This window comes from Moraxella sp. RCAD0137 (assembly GCF_002894025.1).
Lineage (GTDB): Bacteria > Pseudomonadota > Gammaproteobacteria > Pseudomonadales > Moraxellaceae > Moraxella > Moraxella porci.
The window spans coordinates 407,355-427,642 of record NZ_LTCC01000001.1 but is presented as its reverse complement, the minus strand read 5'-3'; the positions used below and the strand labels follow the sequence as shown (position 1 = coordinate 427,642).

22 protein-coding genes are annotated in these 20,288 nt (G+C 46.3%); 8 read left to right on the top strand and 14 right to left on the bottom strand.

Translation table 11 applies throughout. From position 1 onward, the window contains the following. The first annotated feature begins 2 nt into the window (after positions 1-2). Complete coding sequence (locus AZ602_RS01890) at positions 3-728, top strand: imm11 family protein (RefSeq protein WP_199174064.1); 726 nt, start codon at positions 3-5, stop codon at positions 726-728. Positions 729-869: 141 nt separating this feature from the next. On the opposite strand, the gene AZ602_RS01885 is transcribed toward AZ602_RS01890, so the two are convergent. The 7 genes from AZ602_RS01885 to AZ602_RS01855 form a co-directional block, all read right to left on the bottom strand. Further along, positions 870-1,376, bottom strand: a complete 507-nt coding sequence (locus AZ602_RS01885; protein WP_103033437.1) for an adenine phosphoribosyltransferase — start codon at positions 1,374-1,376, stop codon at positions 870-872. Between the two features lie 32 nt (positions 1,377-1,408). Beyond that, a complete protein-coding gene (locus AZ602_RS01880; protein WP_103033436.1) occupies positions 1,409-3,049 on the bottom strand; it encodes an AarF/ABC1/UbiB kinase family protein in 1,641 nt (546 codons plus the stop codon). 14 nt (positions 3,050-3,063) lie between these two features. Then, positions 3,064-3,723 (bottom strand): hypothetical protein, encoded by a 660-nt coding sequence (locus AZ602_RS01875; RefSeq protein WP_227525139.1) that lies wholly within the window; start codon positions 3,721-3,723, stop codon positions 3,064-3,066. Continuing rightward, entirely contained in the window at positions 3,723-4,577 is an 855-nt protein-coding gene (gene ubiE / locus AZ602_RS01870; RefSeq protein WP_078316823.1) for a bifunctional demethylmenaquinone methyltransferase/2-methoxy-6-polyprenyl-1,4-benzoquinol methylase UbiE, read from the bottom strand. Before ubiE ends, AZ602_RS01875 begins: the two co-directional genes overlap by 1 nt. A gap of 115 nt (positions 4,578-4,692) precedes the next feature. Then, positions 4,693-5,418, bottom strand: coding sequence for a hypothetical protein (locus AZ602_RS01865; RefSeq protein ID WP_103033435.1), 726 nt, complete (start codon positions 5,416-5,418; stop codon positions 4,693-4,695). A 169-nt stretch (positions 5,419-5,587) separates the two neighbouring features. After that, complete coding sequence (locus tag AZ602_RS01860; RefSeq protein WP_103033434.1) at positions 5,588-6,196, bottom strand: hypothetical protein; 609 nt, start codon at positions 6,194-6,196, stop codon at positions 5,588-5,590. After that, positions 6,197-7,099, bottom strand: coding sequence for a DMT family transporter (locus AZ602_RS01855; RefSeq protein WP_146025211.1), 903 nt, complete (start codon positions 7,097-7,099; stop codon positions 6,197-6,199). Positions 7,100-7,368: 269 nt separating this feature from the next. On the opposite strand from AZ602_RS01855, the gene sodA reads away from it, so the two are divergent. Then, complete coding sequence (sodA, locus tag AZ602_RS01850) at positions 7,369-7,983, top strand: superoxide dismutase [Mn] (RefSeq protein ID WP_103033432.1); 615 nt, start codon at positions 7,369-7,371, stop codon at positions 7,981-7,983. 88 nt (positions 7,984-8,071) lie between these two features. Further along, positions 8,072-8,680, top strand: coding sequence for a hypothetical protein (locus AZ602_RS01845; protein ID WP_103033431.1), 609 nt, complete (start codon positions 8,072-8,074; stop codon positions 8,678-8,680). A 52-nt stretch (positions 8,681-8,732) separates the two neighbouring features. Here the strand turns inward: AZ602_RS01845 and AZ602_RS01840 are convergent, their stop codons facing one another. The 3 genes from AZ602_RS01840 to AZ602_RS10255 are packed head-to-tail and all read right to left on the bottom strand — an operon-like array spanning position 8,733 to position 10,565. Beyond that, positions 8,733-9,335, bottom strand: coding sequence for a LysE family translocator (locus tag AZ602_RS01840; protein WP_103033548.1), 603 nt, complete (start codon positions 9,333-9,335; stop codon positions 8,733-8,735). A gap of 12 nt (positions 9,336-9,347) precedes the next feature. Next, complete coding sequence (locus AZ602_RS10260) at positions 9,348-9,791, bottom strand: hypothetical protein (protein ID WP_199174063.1); 444 nt, start codon at positions 9,789-9,791, stop codon at positions 9,348-9,350. A gap of 3 nt (positions 9,792-9,794) precedes the next feature. Then, positions 9,795-10,565, bottom strand: coding sequence for an MFS transporter (locus AZ602_RS10255; protein ID WP_199174062.1), 771 nt, complete (start codon positions 10,563-10,565; stop codon positions 9,795-9,797). A 90-nt stretch (positions 10,566-10,655) separates the two neighbouring features. Here AZ602_RS10255 and AZ602_RS01830 point away from each other — a divergent pair, with 90 nt between their 5' ends. Then, positions 10,656-11,684 (top strand): ribonuclease Z, encoded by a 1,029-nt coding sequence (locus AZ602_RS01830; protein WP_103033430.1) that lies wholly within the window; start codon positions 10,656-10,658, stop codon positions 11,682-11,684. Between the two features lie 294 nt (positions 11,685-11,978). Further along, positions 11,979-13,415, top strand: coding sequence for a peptide MFS transporter (locus AZ602_RS01825; RefSeq protein WP_103033429.1), 1,437 nt, complete (start codon positions 11,979-11,981; stop codon positions 13,413-13,415). A gap of 48 nt (positions 13,416-13,463) precedes the next feature. On the opposite strand, the gene AZ602_RS01820 is transcribed toward AZ602_RS01825, so the two are convergent. The 3 genes from AZ602_RS01820 to AZ602_RS01810 form a co-directional block, all read right to left on the bottom strand. Beyond that, positions 13,464-14,189: a hypothetical protein gene (locus AZ602_RS01820; protein ID WP_103033428.1), complete on the bottom strand. Its 726-nt coding sequence runs from the start codon at positions 14,187-14,189 to the stop codon at positions 13,464-13,466. Continuing rightward, positions 14,186-15,070 (bottom strand): ATP-binding protein, encoded by an 885-nt coding sequence (locus AZ602_RS01815; protein ID WP_103033427.1) that lies wholly within the window; start codon positions 15,068-15,070, stop codon positions 14,186-14,188. Before AZ602_RS01815 ends, AZ602_RS01820 begins: the two co-directional genes overlap by 4 nt. Before the next feature lie 97 nt (positions 15,071-15,167). Next, on the bottom strand, positions 15,168-16,064 hold the full coding sequence (locus AZ602_RS01810) for a neutral zinc metallopeptidase (protein ID WP_103033426.1): 897 nt from the start codon (positions 16,062-16,064) through the stop codon (positions 15,168-15,170). Positions 16,065-16,247: 183 nt separating this feature from the next. Here AZ602_RS01810 and AZ602_RS01805 point away from each other — a divergent pair, with 183 nt between their 5' ends. After that, complete coding sequence (locus AZ602_RS01805; RefSeq protein WP_103033425.1) at positions 16,248-16,916, top strand: alpha/beta hydrolase; 669 nt, start codon at positions 16,248-16,250, stop codon at positions 16,914-16,916. A gap of 201 nt (positions 16,917-17,117) precedes the next feature. Here the strand turns inward: AZ602_RS01805 and AZ602_RS01800 are convergent, their stop codons facing one another. Beyond that, the gene (locus AZ602_RS01800) at positions 17,118-18,083 is read right to left on the bottom strand and encodes a hypothetical protein (RefSeq protein ID WP_103033424.1); all 966 of its coding nucleotides are present in this window, start codon (positions 18,081-18,083) and stop codon (positions 17,118-17,120) included. A 213-nt stretch (positions 18,084-18,296) separates the two neighbouring features. Here AZ602_RS01800 and AZ602_RS01795 point away from each other — a divergent pair, with 213 nt between their 5' ends. Both AZ602_RS01795 and lolD read left to right on the top strand, forming a co-directional pair. Beyond that, positions 18,297-19,541, top strand: a complete 1,245-nt coding sequence (locus AZ602_RS01795; protein WP_103033423.1) for a lipoprotein-releasing ABC transporter permease subunit — start codon at positions 18,297-18,299, stop codon at positions 19,539-19,541. 10 nt (positions 19,542-19,551) lie between these two features. Further along, complete coding sequence (gene lolD, locus AZ602_RS01790; RefSeq protein ID WP_103033422.1) at positions 19,552-20,226, top strand: lipoprotein-releasing ABC transporter ATP-binding protein LolD; 675 nt, start codon at positions 19,552-19,554, stop codon at positions 20,224-20,226. Positions 20,227-20,288: the final 62 nt, after the last annotated feature.

Genomic DNA, 20,288 nt, shown 5'->3' with positions numbered 1-20,288 from the left:
TCGTGCAAACGCTTTTTTTTGTGGGTGGGGGTGGTGTTGGTTTATCATATATCAAATTGCCAAATAATCAGAGATCAATTATTAGAAAACAAATTCACCCCCTTAAACAATCGCTCAACACGATAGGAGATATTATGGTTTACTTATGGTTAAATTCAAGCATGGAATATGCTGAGTATGGTGGTAAAACGGAGCAAGATCGTGAGTGTATACTGTGGGATAGTCCTGTGCTTGGAAAGCCATTGCCACCACTTGAGCAGTGGACTACGCCAACACTTGTACAATATCTTAATGGCAGAAAAAAACTTAAAAAAGTAACTGATTGCATAAACGCAGGTTTGCATTCTCTTATTAATCAAAAAACAGCCGAACTGCTATCAGATGTCTGGGAAAAGCACGCAACTTTATATCCTGTGATATTAGAAGATAGACCTGATGAACCTTATTATATGGTCGTCGTTCATACTGTGATTGATTGTATCGACCGTGAGCAGTCTGTTGGAACAGTTAATGAGTTTGAAGATCATGAAAAATATGGTTATTTTGATTTGATTCGAGAATGGGTTTTTAGAGAAGAGGAAATTGGCGATAATTTAATGTTTGTCTTACCTGACAATCCAGCAATCATCTATGTCACAGAACAATTTAAACAGCGAGTAGTTGATGCAGGGTTAAAAGGTTTTGGCTTTAGAAAAGCTTTTTTTGATGACACAGCATTTATTAGTTAGCAGTAGGGTGCGTACCACGCACCATCAAATTTCATTCAATCAATGGTGCACGGTTTGCACCCTACGCACTTGCATTACCATCTTTTAATAATGATACACTAAAAAAAGCGTTTGCACAGTTGCAGACGCTTTTTGGTGGGGTTATTTTTCAAGCACAGTCCAATAGGTTAGCCCCAACTCCCCATGCAATGCCGGCAAATCAAGCAGTACCAATGAGCCAAGCGGTGTTAGGTTCGCCTTGACACACAACGAATGAGCAGCGGTGAGCGTGCCACCGGTGGCAAGCACATCATCGATGATCAGCACTTTGGCAGGCTCAAGCTCGGCGCTGATTTCTAGGGTGTCTTGCCCGTATTCTAGCCCATAGCTTTGGGCGTGCACAGGTGGCGGTAGTTTGCCTGCTTTGCGTACTAAGATGAGTTTTTTGTTTAGGTGAACAGCGAGCAGGCTTGCTAGCACAAAGCCACGCGACTCGATACCGACGATGGCATCCGTCTCAGCCATCACATCAGCAGGCACAGCGGCAATCATGGCATCGATGAGCTTGTCATGATGACCGTTCAGAAGTGGGGTGATGTCATAAAATTCGATGCCTGATTTTGGGAAATCGGGCGCAATGCGGATATGTTCCCATAATGGATGTGTCATTGGATGAACTTCCTTTGATAACTTGGATAAGCTTATAGCAACACTCGCCAAATGACAAAGCCAATGGCAAGCACAAAAAACACAGGGGCAAGATACAAATGAATCGCAGCTGCCGACCACCACGCCAACGCCATCATCAGCACAAAGCCACCGCCTGCAATCCAGTCATGGCGTCGCTCATTGAGTATATCGGCACGCATGGCTTGTAGCTCACGGATGGTGGTGTCTTGACTGGCACCAAGTGTGGCTAGGCTTTGGATGCTTTGGCTAAGTAGCTTGGGCAAATCGGTGGTGGATAATAAAATCTCGGGCAGCTCGCTTTTGATGTCTTGTAAGTTTTTGACAGGGTCAAGCTGATCTTTGACCCAAGCGGTCAAAATCGGCTTGGCAAGTGACCAAATGTCGAGCTCAGGATACAGCTCACGCCCAAGCCCTTCGACATGCACCAAAGTCTTGAGTAGTAGCATCAGCTGTGGCGGGATACTCATGCGATGGCGTCGTGCGATAGATAAAATCTCAAACAGCACACCGACAAAGTCAATCTCATCAATGGGCTTGGTCACCATGGGGCTGACCGTACGGCTCATATCACGGATCAAGGCGTGCTTATCGGCAGATGGCGGTATCCAGCCAGCGGCAGCGATGATATCGACGAGTGCGGTATAATTGCCATTCATCACCGACAGTAGCAGGCGAGCGACAATCAGCTGATCTGCTTTGGACAGCTCACCCATGATGGCGCAGTCAAGCCCGATATAGCGTGGCTCAGCGACACCGCTACCATCAGGCATGGTCTCCACAAAGATATTGCCAGGGTGCATATCCGCATGGAAAAAGTTATCTCGAAAGACTTGGGTAAAAAAGATGGTCAAGCCTTTTTCGGCAAGGGTTGCACGGTCATAATTGAGCTGATCAAAGACTTGGGTGTGTGAGATCGGCACGCCAAACACACGCTCAGCGACCATCACTTGCTTGGCGGCAGCATAGACTTGTGGCACATAGATGAGTCGTGAGCCGGTGAAATTATGACGCATCTTGGTGCTGTTGGCGGCTTCGAGTGTCAAATCCAGCTCATTGAGCATGATTTGGCGATAGTCTTCGACGATATCAATCAGATGAATGGCTCGAGCTGCTTCGATGCGAGCGGATGCCCATGATGCCATCTGCCGCAGTAACTCAAAGTCATCAATGATGCCATCACGAATATCAGGACGCACCACTTTGACCACCACTTCACGGCCATCAGGCAGTGCGGCGGTATGTACCTGTGCAATACTGGCAGCAGCCAATGGCACATCATCAAAGCGAGCAAACAGCGTATCAATCGGCTGACCCAAGCCAAATTTGCCATCTTCAATGACTGATTTGGCGGTGGTGACATCAAAAGGGGCAACTTTATCTTGTAGTAGTGCCAGCTGAGCGATAATCTCAGGCGGTAACAGGTCCGAACGAGTAGAGAGCAGCTGACCAAGCTTTAAAAACAGCGTCCCCATCTCTTCGAGTGCCAGTTTTACACCAAGTGCTTGATGAGATTTGCCAACTGATGCAGGATGCAAGCGAATCAGTCGAGCGATGGGCGCAAGTTCAGGCACATCAGCAAAGTGCGTATCGAGCCGATATTTGGCAGCGATACGATACAGTGTCAATAGGCGTTTGCGATGAGTGATGAGCATGGCGATCTGTCAAATTAGGCGTTGGTTTGGTCATCAAGCGAGCTTTGAAGCTGTGCTAGGCGTGCTTGACTGCGTTCGATATCTGCTTGTAAGCGAAGTAATTCTTGCTTTTTATCTTGGATTTGTAAGTCCAATAATTCATCATCGATACTGCGTGCCGATGGCGTGCGTGGTGATAATAGCTGCGTGGCTGATTGCTTGATCAACTCACCAATCGGCGATAGCACAGGGCTGATTTCTTTGCCAAGTAGATACAGATGGCTTGTGGCATCGGTGCCGATGATTTGTTCAAGCTGATACCAGATATCTGGCTCAAAGCCTTCAAATAAGGACTTGGCTTGTAAGAGTACCTGATGATCGCCACGGATTGGCAGATTGCCCACAGGATGTTGGATCAGGCTTAACAGATGCGCCAAATTATCCACACTCAAGGTGCAATCAGGCATCGTGCTGATACCGCCTTGTGGCTCAAAAATCGCTGACGCAACAGGCTCAAATCGCACACGCCCATCGCCAAACAGCACATCAATGCTGATGGCAGGCGCATGCATATTGATGCGTAAAGTTTTGCCTGATAGGGCAGACAACCCTTCTTGGGTATAGTTATCTGTGGCGATGACGCTGTTGAGTAGCTTTTCGCACATCGCTAGGGTCAGTACACCAAGCATACTCATCAGCGTGCCTTAAAGCCACGATGCACAGCGACGATACCGCCGGTTAGGTTGTGATAATCGCAGTTGACAAAGCCTGCATTTTCCATCATGCCTTTGAGTGTGGCTTGGTCAGGATGCATACGGATAGATTCAGCCAGATATTGATAGCTTTCGGCATCGCCTGCGACCAGCTTACCCATGATTGGTAGGGCGGTGAATGAGTACAAATCGTATGCTTTGGACAGTGGTTCAAACACAGGCTTACTAAATTCAAGTACCAATAGGCGTCCGCCTGGTTTTAGCACACGGTGCATGGCAGCAAGGGCTTTGTCTTTGTCCGTGACATTACGCAGGCCAAAGCTGATGGTCACTAGATCAAACGAATTATCCGCAAATGGCTCAAGTGTCTCAGCATTGGCAAGGACAAAATCGACATTATTGCAGCCGGCATTGATCAGGCGAGTGCGACCTACTTCCAACATCGCTTCGTTGATATCGGACAGCACCACTCGTCCTGAGCGACCCACTTCACGGCTAAATACCTTGGCAAGATCCCCTGTACCACCAGCGATATCAAGTACGTGCTGACCGCTACGCACACCTGTCAGACTGATGGCAAAGCGTTTCCACAGGCGATGAATGCCAAAGCTCATCAAGTCATTCATCACATCATACTTGCGAGCTACAGAAGTGAACACTTCGGCGACTTTGGCTTGTTTTTCTGATTTACGCACGGTTTGATAGCCAAAATGCGTGGTCTCTTCACTGACAGGCTCACTGCCTTGTGGGCGTTGTAGTTCGCTTTGACCTTGCGGTGTGCCAGTCGGTAGGATGTTTGGGTTGCTAAATTGGGTGTCGTTGTGGTTTTCGCTCATGATTGTAAGCCTAATTTTGAATAAAATTTCAACCTTTAATGATACACTATTTTTCAGGTGAATTGGGAGAATTTACTGATCTTTTGATAAATTTTACAAGTCGTCGCAAAACTCATCAAATGCCCTTGAGGTCGCCGTCTATACCCATACCATTATGGATATCATGAATAACCGCAAGCTCGGCACGGGTAAATGGTTGGCTGAAGCGCTCAATGTGATCGATGGCACGAATCGCCATAAGGCCATCGTGAATAAAATCATACAAAGGCTGATAGCCATTGGCATGCGCGGTTGATTTGGCAAGTTTGAATGCTTGGTATAATAAATAAGAATTGAAGCTTTGATAGCAAGCTTGGCAGACTTCACCGACCTGATGAATCTGAGCGATGCGTTGGTCTTTGGCATTGACCGCTTGATACATCTGAATCATCAATGCCTCATCGATGATGGCATCAAAATGGTGAGCCAAATAATGCTCAGCCAAGGCCAGATCCAGCTCAATGGCTGTGATGGCAGCACGGATGCTCAATAGTCCTGTGGCAAGTGCATTTTTTGGCACCAGTTTTTCAAGCTTGCCTGAGCCGTTTAGGGCGTTTTGTCCTGCGGTGAGTAGCTGGCTTGCGATGGCATCAAAAGTGCTGTAGTCATAAATGCGATGGATCAAATAGTTGGCCAGTGGTGCAGTCTTAGGATCATCAAACAACGCCCGATGCGTACGATGAATGCGATCGCGTTGCCATGCTTGGATCTGGCCAAGTGCTTGGCGCATAGATGCATCGCGATGATGAGGCAGTGACTGATAATGATGGATAAGATTTACCAGAGTTTGGATTTGTGACATGATGAGTGATCGATGATGAAAATATGTTATTATAGCAGATCTGGTTTTGCTTTACCCAGTTGATTTGTCCATCATGCTTGGGTGGTTCTAAGCTGATTACTATTGGCGTTTTTTAAATATTCTACTTTAATATTGTCGTTTTGGTAAAGTAAATTATTCTGAAATATTTTTAAAATACATAAAACTCTTCAATATATTGATCTGAAGATTCGATAGAATATTGTGTTAAATAATTTGTTCTAAAGCTGATGTCTTGAAGGTATTTAAGATTGTCAATATCGTCAATAATACCCATGATGTCATAGTCGTTGTCAATATCTAAATCATATAAATCATTATCAAATAAATATTTCTCAATCACTTGTCTGTTTTCTGATTTAAATGCCAAGATATGCTCTTCGCAATAAAAATGCAGATAAAATTGATCAAGTAATAAATCTACCTTGTCGCCAATGCCGATTTTGTTTAAGAATTTGCCTTTGTATTCATTTTTTAGTGTGATGCTCGACAGTGTATTATTGTCAAAAATCAATATGACTGAATTATTCCAAGATGCAAACTTTCTGTCAGGATAATATTCACTGGAGAAAAATTCCACCACCCAAATATCTTTCTTTATCAAAGATAAGTCGATATCGGTTCTTTGAAAAATAAAATTACCAGAGATTGCCTGAAAAAATTGATTAAAATCCATGCCTATCTGATAGCCAGCAGCGCCTAGACTTGGCTGGATATCGGCGTACATATTTGGCTTGGATGTTATTAATTTGTTATTCATTTAATCACGCTCTACTTTAGCCTTTGACCGCTTGCCCACCAATACAATCCCAACCAGCACCATCACCGCTCCGATGATAAAGCTTGTGGTCATCTCATCGCCCAAAATCCACGCGCCCAGCACCACCCCAAAAATTGGTGTCATCAAAATCAATGCCCCAATATCTGCTGAGCGATAGCGAGTCAATAGCCAAAACCATGCCACTGTCGCCAAAAACGCCACAAACACCGCTTGAAATCCGACGCTAAGCACGCTGGCAGTTTGCCAATTCATCACCGCTTGATCGGTCGCTATCGCATATAGCCACAGTAGCACGCCAATGGCAAACAGCTGATAGGCAAGCACCTGTTTGGCAGGCAGTGTACCTAGGCTTGTCATACGGATAATCACCGTCGTCAAGCCCCACGACAAGCCCGCCGCCAGTGCCAAGCCATCACCCAGTAGCGAGCCATCCGCCTGTGATGACAGCAAAAACGCCACCGCAATCCCACCAAAAGCAAGCCCCATGCCAAGCCACTGCACCCAAGATAGCCGCTCATCTTTGACCAAAAAATGCAAAAACAACGCCGAAAATAGGGGCGATGTATATAAGAACACCACACTGCGAGATGCACTGGTATAGCGTAGCGACTCGCCTGCCAAAAGTGACTCAAAGGCGAACAATGCACCGACAAATAGCCCAAGCTTGATTTGCTTGGGATTGAACCGCAGTTCTTTTTGATACACCATAAAGCCAAGCAAAATCAGCAAACCAAACAGCGAACGCATCGACAGCTGCATCACTGGCGAGATTTCGTGGTGGCTAAGCTTGATGGCGACATTGCTCAATCCAAGAAACAAACAGCATACCACCATCGTACTGATGGCGATATGGTCAAGGGGGCGTCTGGTGGATGTCGGCATGATAAAATGAAAAATTATATCACGAAAAAAGCCAAAATCAAGCCAAATAAAATTTAAAAAATACAATAAAATCAATTATTTGATCACAAAAACTCATCACTTAGCATGACATATCCGTCATCAATCCGACAGCGGATGATGAAGTTCTTTTGGCTTTTTTGCAGTTTTTTCTTGAAATTGTCATCTAATGGCTATATAGTGAAAGTACGGACAAGGCATTTGGCAATGTTCGCAAATTTATCAACAATCAACAAAGAAGGAATACCGCAATGGCATTTACTCTACCTGAGCTAGGCTACAGCTACGATGCACTAGAGCCACATTTTGACAAAGAAACCATGGAAATCCACCACTCAAAGCACCATCAAGCGTATGTCAATAATGCTAACGCTGCGCTAGAAGGCACTGAGTGGGCGGACAAGTCAGCCGAAGAAGTGATCGCAAACCTAGACAAAATCCCAAGCGATAAGCAAACTGCTGTACGCAACAACGCAGGCGGTCATGCCAACCATAGCCTATTTTGGACAATCCTAAAAACTGGCACTGAACTTGGCGGCTCACTAAAAGAAGCCATCGAGCGTGATTTTGGTTCGGTAGACGCATTCAAAGAAGAGTTTGAAAAAGCAGCTCAAACGCGTTTTGGTTCAGGCTGGGCATGGCTAGTTAAGCAAGGCGATAAGCTTGCTGTCGTTTCAACGGCTAACCAAGACAGCCCATTGATGGGTAAAGCAGTTGCAGGCTGCGAAGGTACGCCGATCATTGGTTTGGATGTGTGGGAGCATGCCTACTACCTAAAATACCAAAACAAACGCCCAGACTACATCAAAGCATTCTGGAGCGTGGTTAACTGGGACAAAGCTCAAGAAAACTTTGACGCAGCTTAATTATCTGTTTTAAATTTATAAAAACAGATTTACAAACAAAAGCCTAGCTTGATATAATTAAGTTAGGCTTTTGTTATGGAGGATAGAGATGAAAAAGCTGATATGTACGGTAGCGTTGTGTACATTGCCAATGATGGCGATGGCGGCACCAAAATATGCAGCGCAGGTTAATCATTTTGCGCTTAAGAAAAATCAAAACTGGACTTGGGCGAATTTGGCGAAAACCCCAAAAGTCAAATGGCAAAACAAAACACCCAAAAAAAATTATAGCGGTATGTATGAAATTACTGGCAGTATCTCTAAATACGGAACTCTGACAGCGTATGGTAGTCGCTCAATGCCTGAGATGATTCATATTTCTTCATCTCAATTGTATCGTGAAAGTGAAAATGGCAAGGATGTTTATAAAATTAACCAGTTATTTGACAAAAAAGAACTTAAAGAAGTTAAATCAAACTGCACGATTCCTGAAGAATTAGATGATTTTATTCATCTTTATCAAAAATTTTATGTTTGGAAAAAAGCAGGGTATGAGCCATTGTATGTCTTTGAAATGGGTGATACGGCAGGGACGGCCGGTGGTGGTATTATGAGAGATTATTTTATCACTAAAGATTTTAGTAATTTTAATAATGAATATACTGGAATTACCATGTCAAATGGGTTTGGTGCTGAATATAGCACTTGTTCGATTTGATAAAATATGAAGCCTGCATGAGTATGTGCAGGCTTTTTTATGCCACAACTTCTCAAATAAGCGCTGCGGCAATGGCGATAAATACCGCACCGCATAAGCGATTGAGCCATAATAAGCGGTTGCCTTGTCCCAGCCAGTTGGCAAGCTTTTGACCGCTGATGGCATACATAAACTGCCAAAAGGTCTCAATGACATAAAAGCCAATCACTAAAATCACATATTGAGGCAGTAGTGGTGCTGAGAAGTTGATGAATTTTGGGAAAAATGCCGCAAAAAACAAGATCGCTTTGGGATTGGATAACGATACCCAAATGCCTGTGCGAAACAATGCCCAGTGCGAGCCGTTCGCTTCGATATCACTGCCAAAACTGCCGCCATCACTTCGCCATGACTGCACGCCAAGATAGCATAAATATATCGCACCCAAAACCTTGACGCTGTCCAATACCATAGGGTATCGGCTGATGATGCTTAGGCCAAACAGTGATGCACCAAGCAATATCATCAGTCCAAGCATCAGACCTGCCATCGCCCACAGTGTACGACGCAATCCGTGGTTGAGACCGCATTGAAAGGCGAACAGCATATTTGAGCCTGGGGTGGCAGAGACCAGTAGGGTGCTGATGGCAAAGAAGATGAATAATTGAATGGTCATGATATCGTTCATTTAAGCGGTGGTAGTACGCACAACTTTGGGTTCTTTGATGGGTAAATTACTCACCGCCGCCAAAAATGCCAAAGCCATGTCAGCATACCACATATAGGCATAATTGCCAAAGCTGTCAATGGCAAGTCCGCCAAAATACGCCCCAAGAAAACCGCCGATTTGATGGCTAAGCAAGGTAAGACCAAACAAAGTCGCCAAATATCGCACGCCAAACAGCTTGCCAATCGCCCCTGCAGTCGGTGGCACGGTCGCAAGCCAAGTCAGGCCAAGACCGATGGCAAAGATATAAAAAGTTATCGGAGTCTGCGGTGCCATCAAATAAATCGCCACCAAAATCACACGGCTTAAATACATCCAAAACAAGATATATTTACACCGCCAATGACCCACCGACCATCCGACAAACAGACTGCCCACGACATTAGATAGCCCAATCAATGCCAACGATCATGATGCCACTGATGAGCTAAGCCCCGCCAGTGTCACTTCGGTTGGTAGATGCGTCACCAAAAAGGCGATATGAAAACCACAGGTAAAAAATGCCAAGTGAATTAATAGATAATTGCGATCAGTCATGGCAGACTTGACAGCCTGTGAGAGCGTCTGTGTCGGTTCAGTGGGCATGATGGCTTTGGGTGCTGATTGATGGCGTGTCAGATACCATGCCAAAGGCAAGCACAGCAGACTGATGGCTGCCAAAACATAAAATGCCTTTGACCAGCCGATGAGTGGCAAGCTGATGAGTAGCTGTAGCATCGGTGCGAATAAAAACTGCCCAAAGCTTGAGCCGGCATTGATGATGCCAGATGCCGTACCCCGAGCGTACTCAGGTACTTGATTGGCGACTTGTCCCATGAGTACCGAGAAACTGCCTGCACCTGCACCAAAGGCAATCAGCACGCCCAAAGTCAAAGTCAGCCCCCAAGCGGACAATAGATGCGGCACCAAAGCACAGCCGAGCATCAATACCAGCGTACCAATAAATAGCACCCACCTTGCGCCGAAGCGATCGGCAATCGCCCCTGTGATTGGCTGTGATACACCCCACATCAGCTGTGTCATCGCCAAGGCAAAGCTGATTTGTACGATATTGACCGTCGTCTCAGCGGTAATCGGCTGAATGAATAAGCCTAATGACAAGCGAATGCCAGTGGTGATGAGTAGAATCGTCGCAGCGATGGCGACCAGTGACCAGATGGCGACAGCGGACTTTGTCATAAGATTCCAAAAAATGCACAAAAGAAAAATGATGCAAAATAACAGCAGTTATTGTACGCTATCTCATCACCGAAAATAAAGAGTAAATATATGTTTGAATTGACATTTTTGGGCACATCAAGCGGTGTACCAACTTTGCGTCGCAATGTCTCTGGACTTGCGGTATCGCTACTTGCCAAAAGCCATCAGACGGGCAAATCAACACCGTGGATACTCATCGACTGTGGTGAAGCCACACAGCATCAGCTACTACGCACGCCACATAAGCCTAGTATGCTACAAGCGATTTTGATTACTCATATGCATGGTGATCATTGTTATGGCTTGATGGGTTTATTGGCAAGTCTTGCCATGCATGGCCGCACCACAAGCTTGCCGATCATCGCACCGCCTGCTTTGGGGGAGCTTTTGGATGCATTCATCCGCCTAACTGAGATGAATTTGAGCTATGAGATTGATTTTATTGATATTCATAGTGTGCTAGATACAGGGCTTGTGCTTGAGTTGTCTGATGAATTATCCTTAGAAATCGATATTCACCCACTTAGCCACCGCTGTGATAGTTTTGGGTTTGGACTGACCCAAATCCACCGCCAAAAAAAGCTAAATACCGACAAACTCTCGCTTGATCATATTGCCACACGCCACTGGGGCAGTATTTTAAAATCTGATACGCCAAGTCTTAGCATTGATGGACGCACCGTGCTGGTGGCAGATTATCTACACCTGAACGAAACTTCCCAAAAAATCGTCATCGCAGGTGATAATGATACACCAAGCCTGCTGACTGATGCCGTCAAAGGTGCCGTGATGCTGGTGCATGAAGCAACCTATACGCAGGCAGTGATGGATAAGATACTTGCCAAAGGGGTGTTTGACCCCAAGCATTCAAGCGCCAAGATGGTGGCTAAGTTTGCTCGTGATGCAGGCGTGCCTTGTCTTGTGCTGACGCATTTTAGTGCGCGGTTTATGCTGTTTGACGACCCTGATGATAGTACGCCAAACATGGGGCATATACGCCATGAGGCTGAATCTAGTTATGAGGGTAAATTGATATTGGCAAGTGATTTGATAGTGGTGAGTACCGCCACAAAAGAGGGTACTGTATCCATGATGTAGCCTTGATGTAGTCTTGAGCAAGGTGTTCAAACTTGGCTGATTTATTGGCTGGTGGAATTTATTTCACAATTATTCTCATTTGCGATATAATTGCAAGTTTGGTGGATTAAGTTTGGCTTAATCTTATTGGTACTTGGGCGTGATGAGTCAAATGAGTGGTATCGTTGTGGTGTTTGGATTGTTGATTGATCAGGATGTGAATTTTTCATAACCATCAATCAATCATACCTATATCCCATCAACCGATTTGCTGATGAATAAAGCCCAAGTACGAGCACTGCATTAAGGATTTTTATGCAAGAAAAGCAGTTTTTTGGACATCCCAAACAGCTTGGCAGTCTGTTTCATCTAGAGCTGTGGGAGCGGTTCTCATACTACGGTATGCAAGCAATTTTGATGATTTATCTGTACTACTCGCTGACCGAAGGTGGCTTGGGTATTGATAAAGGCGTCGCAGGCGGTATCGTGGGTGCTTATAGTGGTAGCGTGTATTTATCAACGCTGATTGGTGGTTGGTTTGCCGATCGGGTACTTGGTGCAGAGCGAACGCTATTTTATTCAGGCATCGTGATCATGATTGGTCATATTTTGCTTGCGATTGTGCCAGGGCTGCAGGGCTTGATTTTGGGCTTGGTGTTCGTAGCATTGGGTTCTGGTGGTGTCAAGGCACCAGTGAGTGCGATGGTTGGTTCATTGTATGAAAATGAAAAATACCGTTCGCTGCGTGATGCTGGTTTTTCGATTTTTTATATTGCGATTAATATCGGCGGTCTATTGGGCCCACTACTGGTCGGCTATCTACAAAGTCGTGTCGGCTTTCACTATGGCTTTGGTGCGGCGGCTGTCGGCATGGCATTGGGCTTGGTGCTGTATAGCTTTGGGCGTAAGGATTTGGGTCAAAAAACCCCGCCAAATCAACTGACTGCATCGGATAAGACCAAAGCGCTGATTGGTCTTGTGATTGGTGTGGTGGCTGTTTCGGCACTAGTGGTTTCCGATGTGTTGACATTGTCAAACTTTAAGATGATGCTGTTTGGTGCGGTGATTGTCATTGCGACGATTTATTTTATTCGACTATTGAGCGACAGTCGTGTCACTGGTGACCAAAAACGCCACATTTTGGCATACATTCCGCTGTTTGTGTGCATCTGTGTGTTTTGGGCGTTATTTTTCCAAAACTATACTTTGCTTGTGGTGTTTTTTGATACCCAAGTTGATCGTATGCTGGGCGGCTTTGAATTTCCTGTGGGTTGGCAGCCATCGATGCAAAGCTTTTGGGTGATTGCCTTGGCTGGCGTGATGTCGGCACTGTGGACACATCTTGGCAATAAATCACCGAGCACGCCAGTCAAATTCAGCTTATCACTGCTGATTACTGCCATCACCTTTGCCTTTTATTTGCCTTATCTCAAATCAGGCGATGCGATGCCAATTTTGGTATATCTGTTTTCGCTGGCGGCGATGACAGTGGCGGAGCTGCTGATTTCACCGATTTCACTGTCATTTGCGACCAAGATTGCCCCTGACTTTTTTAAGACGCAGATGGTGGCATTGAACTTTTTGGCATTGTCGATTGGTATGACTTTTGGTGGGATTTTATTTGGTGAATATTTTAATGAAGCCAACCCGATTGATTATTATTATATGATGATTTATCTGGGTATTGGTGCAGGCGTGGTATTTTTGCTGATTTCACCGATGTTGAAAAAGATGCTACAAAAAGTAGATTAATTTTCTGCCATTACACCAAACCGCCACTGTCATTCGGTGGCGGTTTTTTTACCAATTTCTTATCAATTTGCCATCTTTCCAATAAGGCACGGCGACATAACTGTCTTTATCCACAAAATCATAGGGCTTGTTACAATCTTTAAATTTCCAACCATCTAAAGTCAGTGTACCTTGATTTTTCTGTGCTTGCTCAAAGCCGATATCAAATCTTACCCATGAATATGCAGGGCAGGTAATGGTATCATAATCACTGCGATCGTAGGCATCTACAAACAGTTCGCTTGGTGTAAATGGTTCGGTATTGATGACAGTGATTTGCCATCTTGTATTGATATAGATGACCGATATGCCATTGATGAGCATGGGTGCGGGCAATTTGGCTGATAGAATTTTGGCATTGGCGTTATTTTGGACATCACCGCCATAAGGCACATCATATTTTACATGAGTGCCGATCGGCAGGGTGATGGCACCATAAGGCTTCTCACTGCTCAAGGTTGCATAACGATATAAGTCTTGAATTTGATCTCGCTGCTCTGATTGATAACCCTGATAATCGATGATGCCATAACCAATCAAACACAGCAGAGCCGGTATATTTGCAATCATCAGCCACAGCTTTTCGGCTCGAGTTATCTGATAATGATCACCGTGTGATTTGGTTTTTTTGATACGCAAAAGCAGTCGAACATCAACGACAATCGCCAATAAGACGCTGATACCCATCACCAACAGCAGAACAAATATCAGAAAAAATGGCGGTGCAACTGTCATATATCAGTCATCCATCTTTGGTTTAGCCCAGTCATCCCTACCCAATGTTGGCTAAATTGATACGCCACACGCCCCGAGCGGCCGCCCCGAGTGCTTGCCCATTTGAGCGCTTCAGCTTCGATGGTGTCATCATAGCTGATACCATGCTTGGCAAGTAGATGCTTGACGATGTCCAGATACAGTACTTGATTCATCGGATAAAACGACAGCCAAATCCCAAAGCGGTCTGATAGCGACACTGTCTCGTCGATGGTCTCATAAGGATTGACTTCATCGGTTTGACCATTATAAATGTTGACATTGTCTTTCATCAGTTGTGGTAGCAGATGACGGCGGTTACTGGTGGCATAGACGAGTAGGTTATTTTGTTCGCTGCCGAGTGCGCCATCGAGTACGCTTTTTAGGGTGCGATAATTCTCATCTTGGGCGTTGAAAGCCAAGTCATCACAGTAGATGATGTAGCGGTTGGTATTGCCACTCTCGGCAGCGGTTTTGATGGCATGGCGGATGGTGTCTAGGTGCAATAACTCATCTCGTGCCACTTCGATGATGCGAAGCCCTTGGGTGTGATAAGCCTTGAGTAGAGCACGAATCAGCGATGATTTACCCGCACCACGAGCGCCCGTCATCAGCACATGATTGGCAGGTAAACCCTGCAAAAACTGCTCAGTATTGGTAATCAGCTTGTCTTTTTGGACATCAATACCCAGTAGGTCTGCCAAATCACCCCCGAAGCTGACATCAATCGGCAAAAGCTTGCCATGCAGACCGCCCACCCAGCGATAGGCAAGCACATCAGCATCGATGGTGATCGGCTGTGCGGTGCGTTCGGTGAGATACTGGGTGAGTAGGGCGATGAGCTCATTTGGTAAGGTGGTCATGAAGTATCCTTAAAAAAATTGGGATACGCCATTGTACCCCAATATTTGATCATGATTCAACAAATCCGCCGTAAATCAGGCTGTGGCGGTAGTGCGATCAAAGTTCACGCGTGGCGAAAGTATCGCATTGATTCACATCACCTGTCTCAAAGCCGTGATAGAACCAGCGTTTGCGCTGAGCGCTCGTGCCATGTGTAAAGCTATCAGGCACGGCATGGCCGCGCGCTTGGCGTTGTAGATAATCATCACCGATTTTTTCGGCGGCATCCAGTGCTTCTTCGATGTCACCTGGCTGCAAAAACTGCGTACGTTCGTGGTTGTGGCGCGCCCACATGCCAGCGAAGCAGTCGGCTTGTAGCTCTTGGCGGACGGATAGGTTATTGGCGGCAGCGGTGCTGGCTTGTGCTTGGGCTTGGCGGACTTGTTGTGAGATACCTAGCAAAGTCTGTACATGATGGCCGACTTCATGGGCGATGACATAAGCTTGAGCAAAGTCGCCTGCTTGGTCGGTGCGTGTCAGCTCAGTGCTATTTTGTTCACCGCCGATGTTCATTTGCGTACGCATATCACGGAAAAACTGTGTGTCCAAATACACTTTTTGATCGGCAGGGCAATAAAATGGCCCACTGGCAGAAGTCGCAGAGCCGCACGCTGACTGCACTGCACCAGTAAACAGCACCAGGCTTGGCGGCTGATAACGCTGACCTGCCTGTGCAAAAATCGGCGTCCAAACATCTTCGGTATCAGCAAGCACTGTCGCGACAAATTCACGAGACTCGGCCATATCGGCAGTCTCGGTCGCAGGGGCAGAGGACTGGGTCTGGGTCTGAATTTGTTGGGTTACGCCCATCGTCGTCTCTGGGCTGATGCCAAAGACTTGCCATAGAACGAAGGCGATGATTAAGCCGATGATACTGACACCGCCGACTTTTTTGCCACCGCCGCCGCGTCTGTCTTCGATATTGCTGCTTTGTCTGCGTCCACGCCATTGCATAGAATGATCCTTTGAGTTGGTAAATATCGCTTATTATACAAAACGATGTCGATAAATGGGGGATGGGTTACGATATTTTACAAAGTTATTTTTTGGGGCTTGGTGATGGCATGGCAATGGCTTGCTTGCATTTTTGGTGTATTGCGCGTAAGATTGGGTTAATTTTAAACCTAAGGATTTATCATGCTAAAGACCGTCATCACCGAACACAACCCCAAACAGCTGCCCATCACTCATGCTGTCATTTGGCTGCATGGCCTTGGGGCAAGTGGCCATGATTTTGAGCCAATCGTACCTGAGCTTGGCTTGTCAGATGATGTGGGTGTGCGCTTTATTTTTCCGCATGCGCCTCAGATACCAGTGACAATCAATGGGGGCTACATCATGCCAGCATGGTATGACATCCTTGAGATGACACTTGATCGCAAGGTCGATGTTACCCAGATCGCTGCATCAGCCGCTGCCATCAATGAGCTGATCGATGAACAAATCAGCGCAGGCATACCAAGCCAAAACATCATCATTGCAGGCTTCTCACAAGGGGGTGCGGTGGCATATCACACTGTCTTGACCAATACTCGTAAGCTTGGCGGGCTACTGGCTTTATCGACTTATTTTGCGACAGCCAGCGAAGTACCAAGCGTCGGCATCAACCAAGACATCGCCGTCAAAATCGATCATGGCGACTTTGATGACATCGTATCGCCGGTACTGGGCGTAAAAGCCAAAGAAACACTACAAAACTTGGGGCTAAACCCAACTCATCACACCTATCCGATGGCGCATCAAGTCTGCCTTGCACAAATCAAAGCGATTGGTGCATGGATGAATGAGTTATTTGCCAAGTCTTAATCAATAATGGCATTGGCGATCAACTGGGTCAAATTTGTGCCATCTTTGATTGATCACTGGCTAAAAAAGCAGCAAAATCAATTTGCTGCATGATGGTGACGGATATATCTGATCGCCGATTTTGATGGCTATCGGCAGCCATCGTGAATCGGTCATGACCAAATCATCGGTCATCCATGCCATCTGTTGATGACAGATGGCTTATTTTTGGTTAGCGGCGTAGATTGCAGCTTGTAACCAGATGTTGGCTTGGATGTAGTCATTGACCGCGATCGCCTCGGTCTGCTCATTACTAACAGCCGCGATGCGCACCACAAACGGATCAGCATCAGGCTCGCGCAAAATCACCACATCAAACAAAGTAATGCTCTGACCAAAAAACTCGGTCTGAGATTTGCCCAGCACTTGGCCTTGGCACCACGCCTCATCTTCTTGGCCGAAAGTCTCTCCGTACAGATAAGCGCACATGTGGCCTAAGTTGATCTCGACGGGTGCAAACGGCACGCCGGCAGGATGGTCTGTGGGCTGCCAATTGCGAATTTGATCATCGATGTCATCAGGAATATTGCCATCATGCTTCGCGACGATGTCATTAAAGGCGCGATGATGACGGATGGCTTCTTGATCTTCGATTAAGATGGTCTCATCTTGACGGCTGGGTTCGATGTGGTATGTCCAAGCTGAGAAATTGACAAAATATTTCTTTGGCGAACGATAATCAGCGCGATTGATGGCATACAGCTGATCGAACGCATAGATCAGCGCACCGTCCGTGCTCTTTAGGCACAAGATGGCATCGGAGGTTGAGTCACAGCGGATGATGCGCTCGATGCTGCAAGTCAGACCATAAGGGCTATTCACCGCAGGAAAGGCATTGATGAATGCTTGGGGTGTGCCATCTTGGACGGTGAGGATTTGCTTAATGTGACATGGCTGATTCATGCCTAGTAGCAGCTTGGCATTATTGCTGCTGTCTTGGGCGGATAGACCTTCGGGCAAGGTGGCATGATCGAGCATTTGCTGTAGCCAATGCGGCACATCTTCGCCGATGTTTTGGGTCAAAATCGCCCAATGATCGCCGTGACTGGCGTTTTTGTCACAGGGCAGATCGATCTTGGCAGGCGGTAATTCGTGGGTGTATTGGTAATGTAAAGTTTGATGACTCATGATGGTTTCTCAAGTAATCGATGAGCCTTTGATGGGGATGTGGTTTGAAAATATCAAGCAACCGATGATAAAATACTGAGATTTTATGTGGATTTGACCAATAAAAAACTGATCTTAGTGGCTGATCTTGCCATCAAATTGATTGGTATTTTCGTTGGTATTTGGGGTAAATAGTGCTAAACTATAGCGCTGAATTTACTTGAGATAAAATTTATGTTTCGTCCTTTGGCATTATTTATCGGACTGCGATATACCAAAGCCAAGCGTAAAAATGGCTTTATTTCTTTCATTTCTTTCATCTCGACAATCGGTCTGACGCTCGGCGTGGCGGTGCTGATCACGGTGTTGTCGGTGATGAACGGCTTTGATCGCGAAATCAAATCACGGATTTTGGGTACAGTGCCTCAGGCGGCAGTAAGCTCCACTGAGATCATCTCTGACTGGCAGCCATTGGCCAAAAGCATTCAAGATCAAAATAAAGAAGTGCAAGCGGTGGCGCCATTCATACAGCTACAAGGCATGCTCACCGCCGAAGGTCAGGTCGCAGGCATCATGATCTCAGGCATCGAACCTGACTATGAAAAACAAGTCTCGATCATTGATGAGCATATGACGGCAGGCAGTTTGGATGCGCTAAGAGCGGGGGAATTTGGCATCGTCTTGGGTGAGTCGATGGCGATGAATATGGGACTGCAGCTGGGCGATCAGGTGACTTTGGTGTTGCCTGAGGCGACGCCATCGGCAGCAGGCGTGATCCCGAGATTTAAGCGCTTTACTTTGGTCGGGGTGTATCACATCAGCAGCGAGATCGATGGCATGATAGGCTTTGTGCAGATGCGCGATGCTGGTGTGATGCTTAGGCTGCCTGAGGGCGCTCAAGGTCTGCGCATGAAGCTTGATGATATCTTTAAGGCGCCTCAAGTAGCCAATAATGCAGCGAGTCTGGAGCCTGCGCGCTTATACCCAAGCGACTGGACGACGACGCATGGCAATCTGTTTAGCGCCATCCAAATGGAGAAGGCGATGATTGGCTTGTTGCTATTTCTTATTGTCGTTGTGGCAGCGTTTAATATCGTCTCAAGTCTTGTGATGCTCGTCACCGATAAAAAATCTGACATCGCTATCCTAAAGACTCTTGGCGCATCACCCAAGCTTGTGATGCAAGTGTTTATGGTACAAGGGATGATCATTGGGGTGATTGGCACTGTTGTTGGTACCGTATTGGGTGTGGCTTTGGCGTATTCGGTCAATGACATCGTGGTGGGGATCAGCAGCGTGTTTGGGGTGAGCTTATTCGATGGCAGTGTGTATCCAGTGGACTTTTTGCCATCTGAGGTGAAAGTCAGTGATGTGCTGATGATTACCACAGCATCGTTTTTATTGAGTTTTTTGATGACGATTTATCCTGCGCTCAGAGCATCGCGCATCGAGCCTGCGCAGACTTTGCGATACGAATAAGGGGTGTGTGATGAGTATCATTTTACAAGCCAAAAACATCAGCAAAGTCTATGATGAAGGCAAAATCAAAACCACCGTGCTATCAGGGCTGGATCTCACCGTTCATGCAGGCGAGCGCATCGCCATCGTTGGCAGTAGCGGCTCGGGCAAATCAACCCTGCTGCATCTGCTCGGTGGCCTAGATACGCCGACCACAGGTGAGGTATGGCTAAAAGGCGCTTGCCTAAATCAGCTGAATGAGACGCGTCGTGGCGAGCTGCGCAATCGGCACTTGGGGTTTATTTACCAATTTCACCATCTGCTCGCTGAGTTTAATGCCACCGAAAATGTCGCGATGCCACTACTGATGCGTGCTGATATCAGTATCAAAGAGGCCGAACGCCGCGCCAATGCACTGCTTGAGCGTGTGGGGCTGGGTCATCGACTACATCATCGCCCAAGCGAGCTGTCTGGTGGTGAGCGCCAAAGAGTAGCGATCGCTCGTGCTTTGGTCACTGAGCCTGCATTGGTCTTGGCAGATGAGCCAACGGGTAATTTGGATGATGAAAATGCTACTGCAGTATTTGAGCTACTGACCGAATTACAATCATCCATCGGCATGGCGCTACTGATGGTGACGCATGACAGACAGCTGGCCGCGCGTGCTGATCAGATACTTGAGATGAAAAGCGGTCAATGGGCATAGCTCTTTAATCCCTAGCCAAAAAAGCAGAAATGATCAGTTTCTGCTTTTTTATTTTTTTATAT

What these genes read in the sequence shown, in the direction of transcription:
- AZ602_RS01885 (WP_103033437.1), bottom strand. Translation starts at nt 1,376, where the DNA reads ATGACACATCCATTATGGGAACATATCCGCATTGCGCCCGATTTCCCA.
- AZ602_RS01880 (WP_103033436.1), bottom strand. Translation starts at nt 3,049, where the DNA reads ATGCTCATCACTCATCGCAAACGCCTATTGACACTGTATCGTATCGCT.
- AZ602_RS01875 (WP_227525139.1), bottom strand. Translation starts at nt 3,723, where the DNA reads ATGAGTATGCTTGGTGTACTGACCCTAGCGATGTGCGAAAAGCTACTC.
- ubiE (WP_078316823.1), bottom strand. Translation starts at nt 4,577, where the DNA reads ATGAGCGAAAACCACAACGACACCCAATTTAGCAACCCAAACATCCTA.
- AZ602_RS01865 (WP_103033435.1), bottom strand. Translation starts at nt 5,418, where the DNA reads ATGTCACAAATCCAAACTCTGGTAAATCTTATCCATCATTATCAGTCA.
- AZ602_RS01860 (WP_103033434.1), bottom strand. Translation starts at nt 6,196, where the DNA reads ATGAATAACAAATTAATAACATCCAAGCCAAATATGTACGCCGATATC.
- AZ602_RS01855 (WP_146025211.1), bottom strand. Translation starts at nt 7,099, where the DNA reads ATGCCGACATCCACCAGACGCCCCCTTGACCATATCGCCATCAGTACG.
- sodA (WP_103033432.1), top strand. Translation starts at nt 7,369, where the DNA reads ATGGCATTTACTCTACCTGAGCTAGGCTACAGCTACGATGCACTAGAG.
- AZ602_RS01845 (WP_103033431.1), top strand. Translation starts at nt 8,072, where the DNA reads ATGAAAAAGCTGATATGTACGGTAGCGTTGTGTACATTGCCAATGATG.
- AZ602_RS01840 (WP_103033548.1), bottom strand. Translation starts at nt 9,335, where the DNA reads ATGACCATTCAATTATTCATCTTCTTTGCCATCAGCACCCTACTGGTC.
- AZ602_RS10255 (WP_199174062.1), bottom strand. Translation starts at nt 10,565, where the DNA reads ATGACAAAGTCCGCTGTCGCCATCTGGTCACTGGTCGCCATCGCTGCG.
- AZ602_RS01830 (WP_103033430.1), top strand. Translation starts at nt 10,656, where the DNA reads ATGTTTGAATTGACATTTTTGGGCACATCAAGCGGTGTACCAACTTTG.
- AZ602_RS01825 (WP_103033429.1), top strand. Translation starts at nt 11,979, where the DNA reads ATGCAAGAAAAGCAGTTTTTTGGACATCCCAAACAGCTTGGCAGTCTG.
- AZ602_RS01820 (WP_103033428.1), bottom strand. Translation starts at nt 14,189, where the DNA reads ATGACAGTTGCACCGCCATTTTTTCTGATATTTGTTCTGCTGTTGGTG.
- AZ602_RS01815 (WP_103033427.1), bottom strand. Translation starts at nt 15,070, where the DNA reads ATGACCACCTTACCAAATGAGCTCATCGCCCTACTCACCCAGTATCTC.
- AZ602_RS01810 (WP_103033426.1), bottom strand. Translation starts at nt 16,064, where the DNA reads ATGCAATGGCGTGGACGCAGACAAAGCAGCAATATCGAAGACAGACGC.
- AZ602_RS01805 (WP_103033425.1), top strand. Translation starts at nt 16,248, where the DNA reads ATGCTAAAGACCGTCATCACCGAACACAACCCCAAACAGCTGCCCATC.
- AZ602_RS01800 (WP_103033424.1), bottom strand. Translation starts at nt 18,083, where the DNA reads ATGAGTCATCAAACTTTACATTACCAATACACCCACGAATTACCGCCT.
- AZ602_RS01795 (WP_103033423.1), top strand. Translation starts at nt 18,297, where the DNA reads ATGTTTCGTCCTTTGGCATTATTTATCGGACTGCGATATACCAAAGCC.
- lolD (WP_103033422.1), top strand. Translation starts at nt 19,552, where the DNA reads ATGAGTATCATTTTACAAGCCAAAAACATCAGCAAAGTCTATGATGAA.